Source organism: Allochromatium humboldtianum (genome assembly GCF_013385175.1).
GTDB classification, from domain to species: Bacteria; Pseudomonadota; Gammaproteobacteria; order Chromatiales; family Chromatiaceae; genus Thermochromatium; species Thermochromatium humboldtianum.
Genome location: NZ_JABZEO010000012.1, coordinates 1 through 15,713, shown reverse-complemented (window position 1 = coordinate 15,713; position 15,713 = coordinate 1). Strand labels below are relative to the sequence as shown.

General features: G+C 58.5%; 18 protein-coding genes. 9 read left to right on the top strand and 9 right to left on the bottom strand.

From position 1 onward, the window contains the following. The first annotated feature begins 225 nt into the window (after nt 1-225). The 3 genes from HW932_RS15985 (at nt 226) to HW932_RS15975 (ending at nt 2,732) form a co-directional block, all read left to right on the top strand. Nucleotides 226-1,752 (top strand): class I SAM-dependent methyltransferase, encoded by a 1,527-nt coding sequence (locus HW932_RS15985; protein WP_176977497.1) that lies wholly within the window; start codon nt 226-228, stop codon nt 1,750-1,752. A gap of 255 nt (nt 1,753-2,007) precedes the next feature. Beyond that, complete coding sequence (locus HW932_RS15980; protein WP_176977496.1) at nt 2,008-2,307, top strand: type II toxin-antitoxin system HigB family toxin; 300 nt, start codon at nt 2,008-2,010, stop codon at nt 2,305-2,307. After that, the gene (locus HW932_RS15975) at nt 2,307-2,732 is read left to right on the top strand and encodes a helix-turn-helix domain-containing protein (RefSeq protein WP_176977495.1); all 426 of its coding nucleotides are present in this window, start codon (nt 2,307-2,309) and stop codon (nt 2,730-2,732) included. The genes HW932_RS15980 and HW932_RS15975 overlap by 1 nt, the downstream gene beginning before the upstream one ends. 268 nt (nt 2,733-3,000) lie before the next feature. Here the strand turns inward: HW932_RS15975 and HW932_RS15970 are convergent, their stop codons facing one another. From HW932_RS15970 to radC, 9 genes are all read right to left on the bottom strand, one after another. Further along, nucleotides 3,001-3,279, bottom strand: coding sequence for an XRE family transcriptional regulator (locus tag HW932_RS15970; RefSeq protein ID WP_176977494.1), 279 nt, complete (start codon nt 3,277-3,279; stop codon nt 3,001-3,003). Beyond that, nucleotides 3,276-3,683: a type II toxin-antitoxin system RelE/ParE family toxin gene (locus tag HW932_RS15965; RefSeq protein ID WP_222932408.1), complete on the bottom strand. Its 408-nt coding sequence runs from the start codon at nt 3,681-3,683 to the stop codon at nt 3,276-3,278. The genes HW932_RS15970 and HW932_RS15965 overlap by 4 nt, the downstream gene beginning before the upstream one ends. A 343-nt stretch (nt 3,684-4,026) precedes the next feature. Beyond that, nucleotides 4,027-4,293: a hypothetical protein gene (locus tag HW932_RS15960; protein WP_176977493.1), complete on the bottom strand. Its 267-nt coding sequence runs from the start codon at nt 4,291-4,293 to the stop codon at nt 4,027-4,029. Nucleotides 4,294-4,388: 95 nt separating this feature from the next. Next, nucleotides 4,389-5,576 (bottom strand): site-specific integrase, encoded by a 1,188-nt coding sequence (locus HW932_RS15955; RefSeq protein WP_176977492.1) that lies wholly within the window; start codon nt 5,574-5,576, stop codon nt 4,389-4,391. Nucleotides 5,577-6,112: 536 nt separating this feature from the next. Beyond that, entirely contained in the window at nt 6,113-6,472 is a 360-nt protein-coding gene (locus HW932_RS15950; RefSeq protein WP_176977491.1) for a hypothetical protein, read from the bottom strand. Continuing rightward, nucleotides 6,450-6,665, bottom strand: a complete 216-nt coding sequence (locus HW932_RS15945) for a hypothetical protein (RefSeq protein WP_176977490.1) — start codon at nt 6,663-6,665, stop codon at nt 6,450-6,452. The genes HW932_RS15950 and HW932_RS15945 overlap by 23 nt, the downstream gene beginning before the upstream one ends. Continuing rightward, a complete protein-coding gene (locus HW932_RS15940; RefSeq protein ID WP_222932407.1) occupies nt 6,655-7,077 on the bottom strand; it encodes a hypothetical protein in 423 nt (140 codons plus the stop codon). Before HW932_RS15940 ends, HW932_RS15945 begins: the two co-directional genes overlap by 11 nt. Before the next feature lie 77 nt (nt 7,078-7,154). After that, nucleotides 7,155-7,733, bottom strand: coding sequence for a hypothetical protein (locus tag HW932_RS15935; RefSeq protein ID WP_176977489.1), 579 nt, complete (start codon nt 7,731-7,733; stop codon nt 7,155-7,157). A gap of 119 nt (nt 7,734-7,852) precedes the next feature. After that, nucleotides 7,853-8,356, bottom strand: coding sequence for a RadC family protein (radC, locus tag HW932_RS15930; RefSeq protein WP_176977488.1), 504 nt, complete (start codon nt 8,354-8,356; stop codon nt 7,853-7,855). A gap of 534 nt (nt 8,357-8,890) precedes the next feature. Here radC and HW932_RS15925 point away from each other — a divergent pair. From HW932_RS15925 to HW932_RS15900, 6 genes are all read left to right on the top strand, one after another. Then, complete coding sequence (locus tag HW932_RS15925; RefSeq protein ID WP_176977487.1) at nt 8,891-9,142, top strand: type II toxin-antitoxin system prevent-host-death family antitoxin; 252 nt, start codon at nt 8,891-8,893, stop codon at nt 9,140-9,142. After that, nucleotides 9,129-9,464, top strand: a complete 336-nt coding sequence (locus HW932_RS15920) for a type II toxin-antitoxin system RelE family toxin (protein WP_176977486.1) — start codon at nt 9,129-9,131, stop codon at nt 9,462-9,464. Before HW932_RS15925 ends, HW932_RS15920 begins: the two co-directional genes overlap by 14 nt. A 582-nt stretch (nt 9,465-10,046) precedes the next feature. Then, nucleotides 10,047-11,957: a beta strand repeat-containing protein gene (locus HW932_RS15915; RefSeq protein WP_176977485.1), complete on the top strand. Its 1,911-nt coding sequence runs from the start codon at nt 10,047-10,049 to the stop codon at nt 11,955-11,957. 119 nt (nt 11,958-12,076) lie between these two features. Beyond that, nucleotides 12,077-14,053 (top strand): tetratricopeptide repeat protein, encoded by a 1,977-nt coding sequence (locus tag HW932_RS15910; RefSeq protein WP_176977484.1) that lies wholly within the window; start codon nt 12,077-12,079, stop codon nt 14,051-14,053. After that, nucleotides 14,053-14,733, top strand: a complete 681-nt coding sequence (locus HW932_RS15905; protein WP_176977483.1) for a class I SAM-dependent methyltransferase — start codon at nt 14,053-14,055, stop codon at nt 14,731-14,733. The genes HW932_RS15910 and HW932_RS15905 overlap by 1 nt, the downstream gene beginning before the upstream one ends. Further along, nucleotides 14,730-15,713: tetratricopeptide repeat protein (locus tag HW932_RS15900; protein ID WP_176977482.1), on the top strand; the 984-nt coding region annotated here is incomplete at its 3' end. The genes HW932_RS15905 and HW932_RS15900, both read left to right, overlap by 4 nt.

Below are 15,713 nucleotides of genomic sequence, written 5' to 3'. Positions count from 1 at the left end.
TTGTTGGGCGCGGGTCTGAAACGTCGGCGCGTGAATGTGGTGGGTTTCGCGGCGTTCTACCCGGCTGGCCGAAATCCGTTTGCTCTTGGGCATGAGTGCACGGTGAAGAAATAGCGCCCGCCTGCGATCCGTATTCGGCGATAATTCGTCATCATTTCCGCCGTCAGTGCGTTCATGGAACGTGCAAACGGACCAACCGCTTGACTCATTTCACGGAGCTTCTCGATGTCCGACTGGCAACACGGCTACGTCACCGACCTGCCTTACACCTATGGTTTCTATCGCGAATGCGCCCCGCTCTGGATGGATTGGGTCGCCCTGCTGCGCGGCTCCGAGCCCCCCGCCGCCACGCGACGCCTACTGGAACTGGGCTGCGGCCAAGGCTATGGTCTGTGCGTCATGGCCGCCGCCAACCCCGATCATCACTTCATCGGCGTCGACTTCAACCCCGAACACATCGCCCACGCTCGCGGTCTGGCACGCCGCACCGGGCTGACCAACATCGAATTCCACGAAGGCGACTTCATCGCGCTCGCCAACAGCCACACCCTGCCCTGGAGCCCCTGCGATTATCTGGTCTCACACGGCATCCTGAGCTGGGTCAATCGCGCCGTGCGCGAGGCCATCTTCCGGATCGCCGATCGCGGCCTGGCGCCCGGCGGCCTGGCCTACTTCAGCTACAACGCCCTGCCGGGCTGGCTGGCTACCCACCCGGTGCAACACCTGATGCGCCAGTTCGCCGACCGCACCGGCGTCAACGCCCTGTCCTTCGACAGCGCCCTGCAGGCCCTGCAACGGCTCAAAGATGTCAATGCGTCCGTCTTCAGCAACCAACCGGGGCTGAACGCCCGTCTGGAACAACTGCAGAAGCACCCCAAGCACCAGACCAACTATCTCTTCCACGAATACTTCAACGGCGCCTGGTCCCTGTTCTACTGCACCCAGGTCGCCGACGAGGCCGCGCTCGGCAAACTGCGCTATCTCGGCAGCGCGACCCTGCCCGACAACTACGACACCCTGCTGCCCGAAGCCATGCGCCAGATGCTGGATCAGGCCCCCGACCCGGCACTGCGCGAACTGTACAAGGATCTGCTGATCAACCAGAGCTTCCGGCGCGACGTCTTCGTGCGCGGCGTCGCACCGGTCTGGCCGGGCGAACAGATGGCCCTGTTCGCCCAGCGCCAGGTGACGCTGTTGCAGCCGCCGGAGGCCGTGGCCCTGACCTTCAAGACCAACCTGGGCGAGGTCACGGGACGCGAGACAGTCTACCGTCCGATCGTCGAGGCCCTGGCCAAGGGACCGCGCCGGCTTGCCGAACTGCACAAGCTCCTGCCCGACCTGACCGTATCCGCCCTGGTGCAGGCCATCGGCCTCCTGGCCCACAACGGCGCGCTGGGCTTCTGTCAGCCCGAGACCAAGAGCAAAGCCGCCATCCAGTTCAACCAGATCGTCGCCGAATCCGTCGCCCGCGGCGCACCCTACCAATACATCGCCCTGCCGGGGATCGGTTCGGGGATGGCGCTCGACGAGATCCAATGGATGGCGCTCGATGCCCACCGCCAAGGCGCCGGCACCCTGGAGGCGATGGCCCAGGGCGTGCGCACACGCTTGCAGGGTCTGAACAAGTCGCTGCTCAAGGACGGTCAGCCCCTGACCACCGAGCCCGAACTGATCGCGGAGCTGTCCAGGCGTCTGGAGCCGTTCGTGACCCAAACCCTGCCGCTGTTGCGGCGGCTGGGCGGGGTGAAGTGAGCCGGATACGAGGATGGGGCGAGTGACCACGGCCTGAAGCTGGCCGCACAGAGACGTCCAATCTGGCCGGTTATTCGTCCAGCCTCACTTACCCCAGGGTCACGGCTCCAGCGATCCGTCTGACGCCTCGCTCGGCCAGCCTGGAACCACTGGCGACGGTGGAGAAACAGGGGCAGACCGAGTCTTTGAGAAATTCCACATTGAGCGGGCACGAACTTTTTCCTCAATATACCGTCTTGGTATATACTGATTTCCATGCATGTGATTGCGAAGCCCATCCTGGTCGAGTTCTGGACGAAGCACCCCGACGCCAAGCCTCCGCTGGAAGCTTGGTATCGCACTATGAAGATGGACGTCTTCGCGGATTTCAATGACCTTCGGGCGACGTTCGCCAGCGCCGACTCTGTGGATGGGCTGACGGTGTTCAACATCGGGGGCAATAAGTACCGGTTGATCGCCTCGATCCACTACAACCGGCACAAGGTCTACATCCGCGCGGTGCTCACCCATGAAGAGTACGACCGCGATGGTTGGAAGCGGAACAGGAGAAACTGATGGCCCTTGCACATAAAACGGTGCCCGAACCGCAAGCCATTCTTCGGGCCTGGATACCGTTCAAGAACGTGGTCGGCGTGACCTCGATTCACTCCGAGGAAGACTACATCCAAGCGCGGGCCACCATCGAGGTGCTGCTGGATGAGATCGGTGACAACGAGCATCACCCACTGGCCGACGTGCTCGACTATCTGGCCGACCAGGTGGCCGCCTATGAAGATGTGCACACGCCCATCCAGGAGTCCGAGCCGAAAGAGGTGCTCCGCTTCCTGATGGACCAACATGGTTTGAAGCAGGAAGACCTCGCCGACTGCGCCCCGCAGAGTCGCATTTCGGACATCTTGAGCGGCCGACGCGGCATCAGCAAAGAGATCGCTAAAAAGCTGGCTAAGCGGTTCAATGTGAGCGCATCCGTGTTCTTGTGAAGCAGGGAAAAGGGGGCGGGTTCGAATGGATTCTGAGCCCGCCCGGTCGATCGGTCGAGTGATCACGGCCAGAAGCGGGCCGCGTAGAGACGTCCAATCTGGCCGGTTATTCGTCCAGCCTTACTCAACCCAGGGTCGTGGCTCCAGCGACCCGTCTCGCGCCTCTATCGACCAACCAGGGGCCAATCCTGATCCGCCTTCACGGAGGGTTTCGGAGAGGGCGTTCCAGGACAGTGTATGTCATGGCCAGCGGAATGCGCGTCAGTGGTTACGCCAGCTCGATACGCAGATTCTTCCCAAGCGCTTTGGCGGCACTGGTGAGCGTGGTCAGGGTCAGGCTGGTGTCGGTCTCATCCAGTAAGCGATTCAGCGCCGCCCGGCTGGTGTGCATCTTCTCAGCCAGGGCGGTCTTGGTCAGGTGCTGCGCTTTCATCTCTTGCGCGATCTGCCAAGCGACGACACGCTTGATCGCCACGGCGGTGGTTTCTTCCAGAATCGCTTCTTCATCCAGGAAATCATCAAAACGGCTGCCGATAGATGGATTCATGACGCGCTCCTGAGGTGTTGCAGACGCCGCTTGGCGACGTCGAGTTCTTCGGGTGGTGTGGTTTGTGACTTCTTGATGAATCCGTGCAGTAACACCATCGTGTGGCCGACCACGGTGAACAGTATCCGGGCAATTCGATCCGCGAGGTGAACGCGCACCTCCCACAGATCCTTGGCCAGTTTGCGCACCAAGGGCATACCCAGCGGCCAACCGAACTGTACGGTCTTGATATCTTCACCGATCGTGCGTCGCTCACTGGCCGGTAAGGACTTGAGCCAGTCGCGCACAGGTTCATTGCCGCTGTCGGAGGCAAAGAAGCGGACATCCAGGATGGGGGTGTTCATGCGCAGGAGCGTATCAATATCGGTACGCACCGGCAAGGCTTCTGGGGGCGAGACGTTCAAGGGCTGGATAGTCGGCCTCTCCGCCTGATGCACGAGCCCGACGATGACGTGAAGGTAGATCGCCAGCCGGGAGCAAGCCAGGATGGATCGCTTGACCACAGTCGGAAGCTGGCCGCACAGAGACGTCCAATCTGGTTGGTGATTCGTCCAGCCTGACTCACCCCAGGGTCGTGGCTCCAGCGACCCGTCTTGCGTCTCTATTGGTCAACTTGAGGCCCATCCCGATCCGCCTTCATCCCCGCTTCCGCCTCTCCCAGACCACCTCGCCACACACCAAGAAAAAAATGTCCCGTCCGGACGGCCCGCATCAGGCCATCCACACGGAACACCTCAACCGGTCAGCTCACTCCAGCATCTCGACCGTCAACCCCGCCGCCTCGACCACCACCTCCACCGCCTCCAGCAGGGTCGCCTGGGACAGATGCGCATAGCGCTGGGTGGTCTTGAGCTGGGCGGCCAGTTGTAGCGCCTGCGAGTAGTAAAAAGTGTAGGCTTCCAGACGGCGCTGGATGTCTTCATACTGAGCCTGACTCATCTGCCGCCGGATCCGGGCTTCGTCATCGGCGGTCAGGGGCGGGGCGGAGGGAAGCCGTGGGCGGCGAGTCGACATGGGTGGTCATCCTCTGGTCCAGGGTTGGGGGCTTGGTCATGAATCGGTCAGTGTAGCCGACCGCCCCCAGTTTGATTCCCTGATGACGGATGGCGTCAACGCCCCTGTATCGCCTGATCGACCCGAGCCGCGACCCCGTCACTGGCCTCCCGCAACACCTCGGTACTCAGATGGGCATAGCGTTGGGTCGTCTGCGCACTGGCATGACCCAGTAGCTGCTGCACCTGATACAGCGTGGCTCCCGCGTTGACCGCTAGCGAAGCAAAGCTATGACGTAGATCGTGGAGGCGCAGGTTCTCGATCCCCGCCGCCGCCAAGAGACGCCTGAAGCCCTTGGTGGGATTGCGTAGACACTGCCCCGGCAAGCGTCCGGGGAAGACATAGGGGTTACCCGCCACTCGTTCCTGGTTTTTCAGGATCGCCAACGCCGCCGGGTTCAGGACCACATGCCGTGCGGTACCACTCTTGATTTGGGGCAGAAACAGCCACCCCTGGTCCAGATCGACCTGTGACCAGCGCGCCTGCAAGGCTTCCTCGCGCCGCACACCGGTGAGCAATAGAAACTTCAACGCCGCCACGATCACCCGATTCGGCTCGGCCTCCATCGCTTGAAACAGACGCTGGATCTCGTCATCGGACAGATAGCGGTGACGTCGATTGTTCTCCTTGAACGCCTGGACCCCCTGACAAGGATTGGTCGTGAGATAGCCCCACTGCACCGCCCGCTTGAACAGCGCCGAGAGCAGCGACAGATGCCGATTGGCCGTGGCGGCACAATGGCTGGTCTTGATCGCGGCCTGATAGCGCTGGATGTCACGGACGGTGATGGCATCGAGTGGATGCTCCCCGAAGTACGCCAGCAGATGGCAACGGAGCTTGCTGGCGTCGGCGGCCACGGAACGCTTGTGTTGTTGGGCGTAGGGCAGGTATTCCTTCAGGGCGAAGTCGGCGAAGGTCGGCCCCGTCGGCTTGACCACCGTCTCGGGGCGTGGATCGAGACCTTGATCGAGTTGGTACCGACACGCCAAGGCGCGCTTACGCGCCTCGACCACGCTCATCGCCCCGAACTCACCGAGCTTCAGCGCCCGTTTCCGGTCACCGAGACGATAGCGGAAATAGAAAAACTTCCGCCCGCTCTTGGATACCAGCAGCTTGAGACCCGCCACCTCGGTGTCGGTGTATTCGGCTTCTGTCGCGCGGGCTTCAGCCGGATGGGGTGGTAACTGCTCAAGGCGTTTCTGATTGAACTTGAAGCGAGTGACGGTCGTCTGGGTCGTAGACATGGGGAGTTCTCCCGTACAGGATGGACACGATGGAAAAAATGAAGCCGGGTGTGGAGGGTCTGGACAGCCGCTTCCGTGATGGCGGCAGACGCCATGACGTGCATCGCCACTGACACCCTTCGGTGACAGCTCAGGAGGGGTGGCGAAAACAAAGGGGACGGGTAAGAGAGCGGGGGTAACCTGGTAGAAAGGCTGCCAGTCACCTGGTAGAGCGGCGACCACCCGCCTTGTTATTATTGTTTATTTATATATAGGGGGGCTAGAGCTGTCCGGACAGGGTGACGGGGGCAAAAAGCCTCCATCACTCTGTCCCCCAAGAGGGTAGAAGAACGCCGGTGTTCCGGTCTGGATGAAACGATCATTAGACACGTCTCGTTCACCGTCTTTCGTGTCCCTGTGTCTGGCGGACGGATGACGACACCGACCTCACCGATGCGTAGCACTGGCACGGTCTTGAGGCCATGACCGACGTGACTGACGAAGCACGCCTGGATCGCCCCGGTCCATTCCCGGTCCAGGGCGTCGTCCGGCGGGCCTCAAGCGGGGGTGATACTGACGTTGGCCAAATCGGCACGCCACACGGGGTCGAGTGGTACGTCCTTGGGTAGGACCAGGATCAGTCCACCTTCGTGGTGAGCGGGCACCACAGCGGCCAAGAAGGAGGGGTGTTCCTCGACATACTCGACCACGGCCAACACCTCCGACCATGGTTGCGGCTGGTCCAAGCCCCAACAGGCTTGCGCACAGACGGTCAGCACATCATCGTCCGGTGCGACGATCCAGAGGCAGACGCTGAAGCCCTCGGCCTCCAGTTCAGCCATCCGTTGTCTGACCCAGTGTCGGAGCGTTGCATCCGCAATCCGATCCGTCTGGTCAATCCGTTCGATCACATCCATCACGGACCTCCCGGCGTTGCAGGTAGAGCAAGGTCAAGCGGTGGGCGACGGCTTCGGCGACAGCACGGGGTTGTCCAGCGTCGTACTCAACGATCGCCGCCCGTTCTTCGAAGAACTCCTTGGCATCCTCATCCAGACTGGCGATCCAGGTCGCCAGTGCCGTCTCTCCAGCGAGGGTGTTCTCAGTAGTCATCCGGCATCAGGATCGTCGTCACCGAACGATCCGCCTCCGTGATGATCCAGACCTTGACCGCCTCAGCGAGGGTATAACTGGAGAACAGACGCCAGCCGTGCTGCAACGCTTCCTGATTGGCTTGGACATCTTCAGCCTCCAGTTCGCCCCAGTCACCACGGGCATGGCGTTCCAGCAAGCGTTCAGGAGGAATGGCTTGAACGGATAGAACGGACAAGGCGTGTGGGGTCGCGACCACACGACCGAGCGGAAAGCGGGGTATCGCGTGATGGACTTGAGACGGTGTCGGCATAGGAATGGCTCCAGAGGGAAACGTCGGGACTGAGGATGGATTAGCGGCACGCTGCAAGACGGCGAGACTCAACTCGATCAGCAGCTGCGCGAGACCGGGATGACCGATCTGGCGCGCCATGAATTGACGGAACGATAGAAATGACTGAGACATCGGGACTCCGGGTGAAAGGGAGGGATGGATCGCCACCGAGACAGTCACGCGGTCGTTTCATCGGTCTCGCTGGACTCGTTGGTATCGGGGGCGTCCTTGGCCTCGATGGTGGCGTTGGTTTCAGCGGTCATGTGCTTCTCCGGACGGGAACGAGTCCGTGACCGCTTCTTGGTACTGGACGCCTTGGGGTCGATCGTGAGGCGTTCACCGGCGGCATAGCGCTGTTGCTGCGTGGCCAGCCAGGCCATCCAGTCCTCACCCACCACATGCCAGTGCGGTGGATCACCGGCCTTGAGCAATCCGAGATGTCGGAGCATCGCGGCCAAAAACCCGGCGTTATTGATCGACCGATTGACATAGGCCGCCCGCAGGACCGGGGTTGGAAAGGGTTCTTCGGCCTCCAGCGACCCGCGTAGCTGCTCCAGCAGGGTGGGAATAGCCACCCATTCGCGACTGAAGTAACCGCTGCCTTCATTGGCGGTCACGGCCAGATAGACGGTGCCGGATTCACCGACCCCGATCTGATAGGTCATGCGTCCGATGGCGCGCGCACTGAGCTTGGAGATGGTGTGTTGGTCGATCGGGGTGATGGGTTCGGGAGCGGTGACAGGGGACGTTTTCATCAATCGATACTCCAGGGAGTGGACACACAAAAGCCCCCGTCCAGCGCACTGGACAGGGTGTTTCACATCAGGTTGAAATCGGAGTCAGCGAGGGAGAGGGAAGGATCGGAAGGAGGGGGCTACAGCAAGCCGCGTTCGGCCAGGGACACCCACGCCCCGTCACCGATGATGACATGGTCGAGCGTCCGCACATCGATCAAGGCCAGCGCTTCCTTCAAGCGTTGGGTCAGACGCAGATCAGACTGACTCGGCTCAGCCACGCCCGACGGATGGTTATGCGCGAAGATGACGGCGGCGGCATTGGTCTCGATGACGCGGCGAACCACGTCACGACAATGAACACTCGCCCCATCGATGGTGCCACGAAAGAGCTCCTCATACAGGATCACGCGATGACGGTTATCGAGCAGGAGCAGTGAGAAGACTTCATAGGTCAGTCCCGCCAACCGCAACTGGAGATAGGCGCGTGTGGCCTCCGGACTGGTCAAGACATCCTGTTTGACCAGATATTGACGTTCCAGGCACCGGATCGCCTGAGCGATCAAGGTCTGTTCGTCTTCACTCAGGGAGCGGGTGCGTTGCGGATCGGGCGGAAGCAAGCGGGCACGGGTGGAACGGGGCATGGCGTGATCTCCGGAGCGGGGGGTGAAGACCATCCCCTGAACACGGGGACAGGACTCCGACGTCAGGTCAGGGACTGATCTGGCCGGATCACAGGCATGATATGAATGTGAGGGGAGGGGGTCTGACGGTCGGAGTCTGACACCACGGGTCATGACCGCATGGGTCTGCCGTGATGTGCTCAAACATGGGCGCGTCCACGCTTAAGGGTGGGCGTCCAGGTATATCCTGTGAGGCCAGAGAGATGGCAATCTGGAGCCGCTAGCCCACCGGTGGCCTGTGATGAGGGGAGCGTCGACAGCGACCCTGTTTGGGCCTCTCTGGGTCACAGACCGTCATTTATCAGGCTCTATTGATGCGGTAATAAGGACGCGATGAAAACGGTCCAGGCTGGCGCATGACCGGATGTGGACGCGCGAGACGGGTGGCGGGAGCCATAACCCTAGAAGGCGTGAGGCAAGACGCATCATCGGCCTGATTGAAAAAGCGCCCACTTTGGCGCTATATTTGGAGCCGATACTCTCTAGGAGCCGACTATGGACACGATCTACGCCGATTACTCCATCAGCATGTCCGAATTCAAACGCAACCCGGCACAGGTTCTGCGTACCGCCGGTGAGAAGCCCGTGGCGGTGCTGAATCACAACCGTCCGGCCTTTTACATGATCACGCCAAAGCTTTTCGCGGCGATGGTCGAAGATCTGGTCGACCACGATCTGGTAGAGCTGGTACGTAACCGTCTGGCTTACGAAGACGAGGCTGTCGAGGTCGACATTGACAACATCTGACATCACTCAGGACGCCTCCCCCCGGTACCGGCTCAAGTTTGTGCCGCCGGCACTGGCCGAATGGAAGGCGTTGGATGGCAGCGTCAAGGAACCGCTTCGCAAAGCACTCAAGAAACGTCTGGAGCAGCCGCACGTACCCGGTTCAGAGTTACATGGCAGCTTGCAGGGGTGCTACAAAATCAAGCTGCGAAAACTCGGCTGGCGTCTCGTCTATCGCGTGAAAGACGATGTCCTGATCGTCATGGTGATGGCGGTGGCCAAGCGCGAAGATAGCGTAGCGTATCGGCTTGCCGTCGAACGCTTGGCTTCGGATCAGCACTGATGGGTTGGTGTTGCGTCCACGCTGAAGGGTGGGCGTACAGGAGTGCCCTGTGAGGCCAGAGGGCGTCAATCTGAGACCGGTCGCCTACCGGTGGCCTGTGATGAGGGGTGCGTCGACAGTGGCCCTCTTTGGGCCTCTCTGGGCCACAGATGCCCAGTCACCAGACCCTATTGGTGCAGTGATGAGGACGCGATGAAAACGGGTCATGCTGGCGCATGACCGGATGTATGGCGTGGCGGTTGAGACACCCTAATACACCCTGTGGGTGGGGAGTGGGTGGGTGGCTCAGCGGCGTTATGCGATTGGCTTTGTTCGACCGTTCGGGACAGAGTCAGCCATCGTGCCGCTTTGCCGCTGGGAAATAGGTGGGTGGTGGCCAAAACGGACCGAAAAACGGTGCGTAACAGCTTGAACAGGGTGGCTTTTTCGGTTGCCTAGACAGGTTCGCTCACTACTGGTGCGGACAACATCGCCGGCACCTCCGGCAACGACATCATCAATGGTCTTGTTGATCAGGCAACTGCCGCTAACTCGACTATCAACGCTTCCGACATCGTCCGTGGTGGTGCTGGTACCGACACGATGAATGTCACCACTGTTGGCACGCCGACCACGCTGAATGGTGCTGACATTCAAGGCGTTGAAGTGTTCAACATCCGTGTGACGGGTGCGTCTGCCGCTTTGGATGCAAGCACTGTTGCCGGTCACACCGAAATCAACGCTGATCGCGGCACGGGCACCCTCTCGGTGACCAATCTGGCGTCTGGCGCTGCCTACGGTATCAAGGGTGATGGCGTTTCCGTTCTGGGCAACCAGGCTGCGTCTTATGTCGCTACGGCCACTTCCGCCACCCTGAACATCTCTGGCGGCGTTGGCCCGACCGGCACAACTGCTCCGAACGTTACTGTTGCTGGTACTGGCGCGACTACCGCCACCATCAACTCCACTGGCGCAGCCAACACCATCGGCACCCTGGCCTTGGGTACGGCCAGCACTGTGACCGCTGCGACGATTGATGCCACGACCAACCTGACCACCGGTGCAATCACGGCTGCTGCCCTCAAGACCCTGACTGTTAAGGGCGCTGGCGCGGTTAACCTGAGCACCACCGCTCTGGCTACGACGGTTACCAGCATCGATGCTTCGGCTAACACCGGCGGCGTGACAGTTGTTTCGGGTCATAAGCAATCTGCCTTCACCGGCGGTACCGGCAATGACAAGCTGACCATCGGCACCATTGTCTATGACGCTTCTGCCAAAATCGCAGGCGGTGATGGTACTGACACCCTGGCAATCGCTGATGATACCTCGACGGTCTTCACGACTGCCGCTAAGGCCAACATCTCTGGCTTCGAAATCCTCGAAGTTGGTGGTGCCTCGAAGACCTACGACTTCACCGCTTTGACTGGTCTGACCGGTTTGAACCTCGCCGCTGCGACCTCTGCAACGGTGAACAAGCTCGGCGCAGCTACCCCGGTTACTGTTACTGCTGATCAAACGACTGGTCTGACGATCAACGTCAACGATGCAACCAACCCGCTGAACACCACGGACAGTCTGACGCTGACCTTGGACAAGGCTGGTGCAGCAAACGCCACCTCCATCGTGACTGTCGCTAACCTGACCTCCAATGGCCTGGAAACCCTGAACATTGTTTCCTCGGGCGTTTCTGCGAACGTCGCATCTGCCACTACGGATGACAACGTCGTCACTACTCTGGCTGGTTTGTCCACCTCCAACGTTAATCTGATCAACATTACTGGCGGTTCGGATCTGACCCTGACCACCGGCGCGATCAACAAGATCGTGAATATCGTTGGTACCAACGCTACGGGTAACCTGACCATCGATGCATCGGGCAACAACTCTGCAACCGGCCTGCAAGGTGGTAGCGGTGCTGACAAGATGATCGGTGTTGCAAACGTTGCTGATGTGCTCAAGGGCAACGCTGGCAATGACCGTCTGGTAACTGGTCTGAACGATGGTGCAACCGCTGCCGCTGATAACCTGTCCGGTGGCGCAGGTGCTGACACCTTCGTGTTCGCTGGTAAAGACGACGCAGTGGATGTCAAGCAAAGCTCAACCTCCACTACTACCTCCAAGATCACCGATTTCAGCTACGCTGAAGGGGATAAGATCGAATTGGTGTTTGGTTCTGTAGCTCAGGCACTCTCTGGTTCGGGTGGCACCAAGGTAACCCCGGGAGCACTGGGTAATGCTGGTTTGGTGACTGCAGCAAACCTTGGTGCAGCAGCCACTGCTGCTTTTGCCGATAGCGACCAAGTTACTTCCAGCACTCAAGCATTGGCAGCCAATGCAGCTGTCTATTTCACCTGGAACGATGGCACGAGCGTTCGCAGCTTCATTGCAGTTAATGATGCTACTGCTGGCTTCTCGGCAACCAACGATCTGGTGATCGAAGTAACCGGTATCGCCCTGAAGTCTGGCGACGCCGCATTGGGTAGCCTGACCGTTTCCGACTACTTCGCCTAATTTTTGGCGGACGCTTTGGTGGAGATTGCGCTTCGCTAAGTTGTCGTAATTTCAACTGAAGTCATACAGACCGCCTCGGGAAACCGGGGCGGTTTTTTTTGAATTCTCGAAAGCATTCCATGAACAATCAGGCAGACTATTCGATGGTGCTGGGGTATCGAGATGCCGGTCGCTACGATGAGGGCCTTGCCTGGCTGTCCGATCGCCTGAATCACCACCCTAAAGATGTGCGTGCCCTAACACTGCAAGCGCATCTGTTAATGCTCGTCCGCAAGGACACTGAAGCCGCAGAAGCATTGGCCAGGGCACAAGCACTCGAACCTGAGTCGGCAGATGTGTTGCGAAATCTGGCGCGATTGTTTCTGAAGCAGCGCCAAGCCGCACAGGCTCTGCAGTATGCGCAGGCAGCCTGCCTTGTACAGCCTGACAGCAGCGAGAACCAGCTTGTCTATGCCACCTGTCTGGCGGCTAGCGGCCAACTTGGCCAAGCGCTACCTTTAGTCGAACAAATTTGTGCAGCCAATCCTGAATACGCTGAGGCCTGGGCCAGCCGAGCACAATTACTGGCTAATAGTGGCTGTTTAAACGAGGCGATCAGTGCCGCGCAACGCGCCGTGACGATCAAGCCACATCTGGTAGCGGCTTGGGTATTGTTGGCTACAGCTCAGCATCGCAACGGGCGTTTGCAAGAAGCCATCAAGGCTTTGATAAACGCAGTTCACTATGAACCGAATGTCATTTCTCATCAGGTAGCCTTGGGCGAATACTTGCGCCAAGTAGGTGATACCGAAGGGGCATTGAAACTTCTGGCCCAAGTGGTACAACAGGCTCCTGCCGATGCGATTGGCTGGGCCAACTATGGCACAGCACTACAAACAGCGGGGCAACCCGAGCAGGCAGAGCAGGCTTATCGAAATGCTCTGAAAATCAACCCTGCGCTGGCCGAAGTAGCCAACAATCTCGGCGCCCTAGCGCGTGACCGTGAAAACTGGCAACAAGCGCTGGCTTATTTTCAGCAGGCCACGCAATTACAGCCAGAGAATCCAGCCTTCCTAATCAATCTGGGGATTTCCTTTCACAAGGGGGGAATGCTTGGCGAAGCCGAGCAGGCAGCTCAGAAGGTGCTCCAAAGACACCCCGACCACTTTAGAGCCATCCGCCTATTGGGCGATGTTGCTCTGGCACGCCGACAATTCGACCAGGCGGAGATCTGCTTTCACCGCAGTGTAACCTTGCAGCCCAATGATCCGGATGCAGCCCTCAATATGGCGCTATTGCAGCAATCGAAGGGTGACTTAGGCGCCGCACTAGCCAGCTACCAGCAAGCAATTCGTCTGCAATGCGCACAGTACCGCGCAGGGATCGTTGCCCGCCCCAAGGAGTTCATGGATGTGGGCGTTGCCCATCGGGCTTTGTTGGCGTTTCATGCAGCCATGGAGAAACTGGGAGTCGGTTTCTTCCTCGCCTATGGAACCTTACTAGGGATTGTTCGCGATGGAGATTTGTTGCCGCACGACAAGGATATGGATGTTGGCCTAGGATGGGATGTCCCGCGCCGACCTCTCCTGAAAGCACTGGAACGTTTAGGGTTTGTTTGTCCACGGGTCGAATATTCAAGCGATCAAGATCTTGAATGGAATATTGCGCTGACTCATCTGGAAACAGGTATCTGTATCGACCTGTTTTTCTTCAAGCAGGATGGTGAGTCCTTGCTGTCGGGCTTCAATCATTTACCTGTGCCCCTGCTGTGGAGATTCCCCGCATTCAAGCTGCAGCATCACAGCTATTTGGAGCAGAAGTGGCTAATTCCATCTCCACCGGAAAATTACCTTGAAGCAATTTATGGTGCGGAATGGCGTATTCCCGATCCTTATTTTGATTCTGTTATTTCTGGTAAGAATCGAACTGAAGAATCAGCAGCCGTTGCGCTCTGCTTTGCCTATAACCGACTTTTTGAACGGCTAAGACGTCGAGAGTGGAGTAAGGCAAGCGGCTATTGCCGGCAAATTATGGCACAACGACACGATGGTTTTGTGCTGGAACTGGGCCATTGGATTGCGTCGCGGGCGGCAGAAGCTGCGGGAGGCAATGCTTGATGGAGTCGCTGCAGCTACGCGAGCAAACAGCAAAATTTTGGCGCGAGTTTTATGCTCGCCACAATCTGCGCCACGATCCCAGCCCTTTTGCGCTCTGGTGTCTACAAAGCCAATTAACGGCAAAGAACTGTATTTTGGAATTGGGTTGCGGCAATGGTCGGGATAGTTTTGCTTTCATGCATCACGGCTTGACGCTGCTGGCAGTCGACGGCTGTGACCTGGCAATCGCAGACAATATTGAACACTACAACCAGCGAATCCCACAAGCGTCTGGACAGTTTCACGCGCTCAATTTCGTCGACCTGGCGAAATTGATAGAACTCTCGCCGCAAGCAATCGCACAGACGGATACGGTGTATTCGCGTTTTGTCCTGCATGCCATTCCAGAGGATATTGAGGACATCGTGCTGGATTTCTGTGATCGGCTGCTTGCACGAGGGGGGCGAATGCTGCATGAATTCCGCACCATTCGAGATCCATTGATGGAACAAGGGGAAATACTCAGTCCCCATGAGCGACTCACCGATCATTATCGGCGCTTCATTGATCCTGAAGTGTTTCTGGGAAAACTTATGCAGAGGGGTTGGAAAGTCATTTTCTTCACCGAAAGCAAAGGATTGGCCAAGCTGGGGGATGATGATCCAGTGGTGGCTCGAGTGGTGGCGGAGAAGCGGGGATGAGTAAGAAATCTACCGTTATCGAAAGCCAAATAGAATCACTTGTAGCACTGTTTTCTGATCGGCGTTTGACAGAAGCCTTGGCTGGGGCAGATCGTTTCATTGCTGAGCACCCGGATCATCCTTTTGGCTGGAAATTGAAGGGGGCACTTCTGATTGAGCAAAATCAACCGGAGTCTGCCCTGCCAATTCTTCAAAGAGCCATTCAGCTCTCGCCAGATGAAGCCGACTTGCTGAACAACTTCGGAATCGCACTGCGTCAAACTGGCAGATTGAGCGAATCCCTGGCTGCGAGCCAGAAAGCCCTGGGGTTACGCCCCAACTTTGCTGAAGGCCATCACGCCTTGGCGGTGGTCTTACTGCAGATGGGTTTTCTGAAGTTGGCCATCGAGCATGCAAAGGAGGCCGTACAACTTAAGCCAGATTTCCCCGAGGCCTGGTTCAACTTGGGAAATGCCTGCAAAGATGCACTTCTTAATGAAGAAGCTCTGCAAGCCTATGTCAAAGCATTTCAATTGCGACCGGATATGCCTGACGTTTTGAATAACCTTGGCAATTTACTCAGAGAGCTCGGGAAACCGCTAGAGGCTCTTGCGCTGTACCAGAAAGCCCAGACAATTCAACCCGAATTAGCAACGACTTATCTTAATCTTGGCAATCTCTATCTGGATCTGGGGCAGCACGAACGTGCTGCAAGCCAATATCAGCAGGCCCTGCAGCGAGATGGTGCGCTGATCGGTGCGCAAAGTAATCTTTGCTTTTGTCTGGCTTCTTCTGCCGGTGCGGATGCCTTGGCAAGTATGAGAGCTGCGCAGGACTATCGAACGATGCTGGCGCAGTCTGTGCAACCTTATGCCAATTGGAGTGCCGCGATGGCGGCAGGTCAGGCCCTGAGGATAGGCCTTGTCTCAGGTGACCTGAGATTGCATCCAGTCGGTCACTTTCTGGAAAACGTGCTGGCTGAACTTGCAGGGACTGATACT

Coding starts and splice junctions, on each gene's coding strand:
- HW932_RS15915 (WP_176977485.1), top strand. CDS start 10,047: ATGAATGTCACCACTGTTGGCACGCCGACCACGCTGAATGGTGCTGAC.
- HW932_RS15945 (WP_176977490.1), bottom strand. CDS start 6,665: ATGACTACTGAGAACACCCTCGCTGGAGAGACGGCACTGGCGACCTGG.
- HW932_RS15980 (WP_176977496.1), top strand. CDS start 2,008: ATGCATGTGATTGCGAAGCCCATCCTGGTCGAGTTCTGGACGAAGCAC.
- HW932_RS15960 (WP_176977493.1), bottom strand. CDS start 4,293: ATGTCGACTCGCCGCCCACGGCTTCCCTCCGCCCCGCCCCTGACCGCC.
- HW932_RS15905 (WP_176977483.1), top strand. CDS start 14,053: ATGGAGTCGCTGCAGCTACGCGAGCAAACAGCAAAATTTTGGCGCGAG.
- HW932_RS15940 (WP_222932407.1), bottom strand. CDS start 7,077: ATGGCGCGCCAGATCGGTCATCCCGGTCTCGCGCAGCTGCTGATCGAG.
- HW932_RS15950 (WP_176977491.1), bottom strand. CDS start 6,472: ATGGATGTGATCGAACGGATTGACCAGACGGATCGGATTGCGGATGCA.
- HW932_RS15925 (WP_176977487.1), top strand. CDS start 8,891: ATGGACACGATCTACGCCGATTACTCCATCAGCATGTCCGAATTCAAA.
- HW932_RS15970 (WP_176977494.1), bottom strand. CDS start 3,279: ATGAATCCATCTATCGGCAGCCGTTTTGATGATTTCCTGGATGAAGAA.
- radC (WP_176977488.1), bottom strand. CDS start 8,356: ATGCCCCGTTCCACCCGTGCCCGCTTGCTTCCGCCCGATCCGCAACGC.
- HW932_RS15985 (WP_176977497.1), top strand. CDS start 226: ATGTCCGACTGGCAACACGGCTACGTCACCGACCTGCCTTACACCTAT.
- HW932_RS15955 (WP_176977492.1), bottom strand. CDS start 5,576: ATGTCTACGACCCAGACGACCGTCACTCGCTTCAAGTTCAATCAGAAA.
- HW932_RS15935 (WP_176977489.1), bottom strand. CDS start 7,733: ATGAAAACGTCCCCTGTCACCGCTCCCGAACCCATCACCCCGATCGAC.
- HW932_RS15910 (WP_176977484.1), top strand. CDS start 12,077: ATGAACAATCAGGCAGACTATTCGATGGTGCTGGGGTATCGAGATGCC.
- HW932_RS15975 (WP_176977495.1), top strand. CDS start 2,307: ATGGCCCTTGCACATAAAACGGTGCCCGAACCGCAAGCCATTCTTCGG.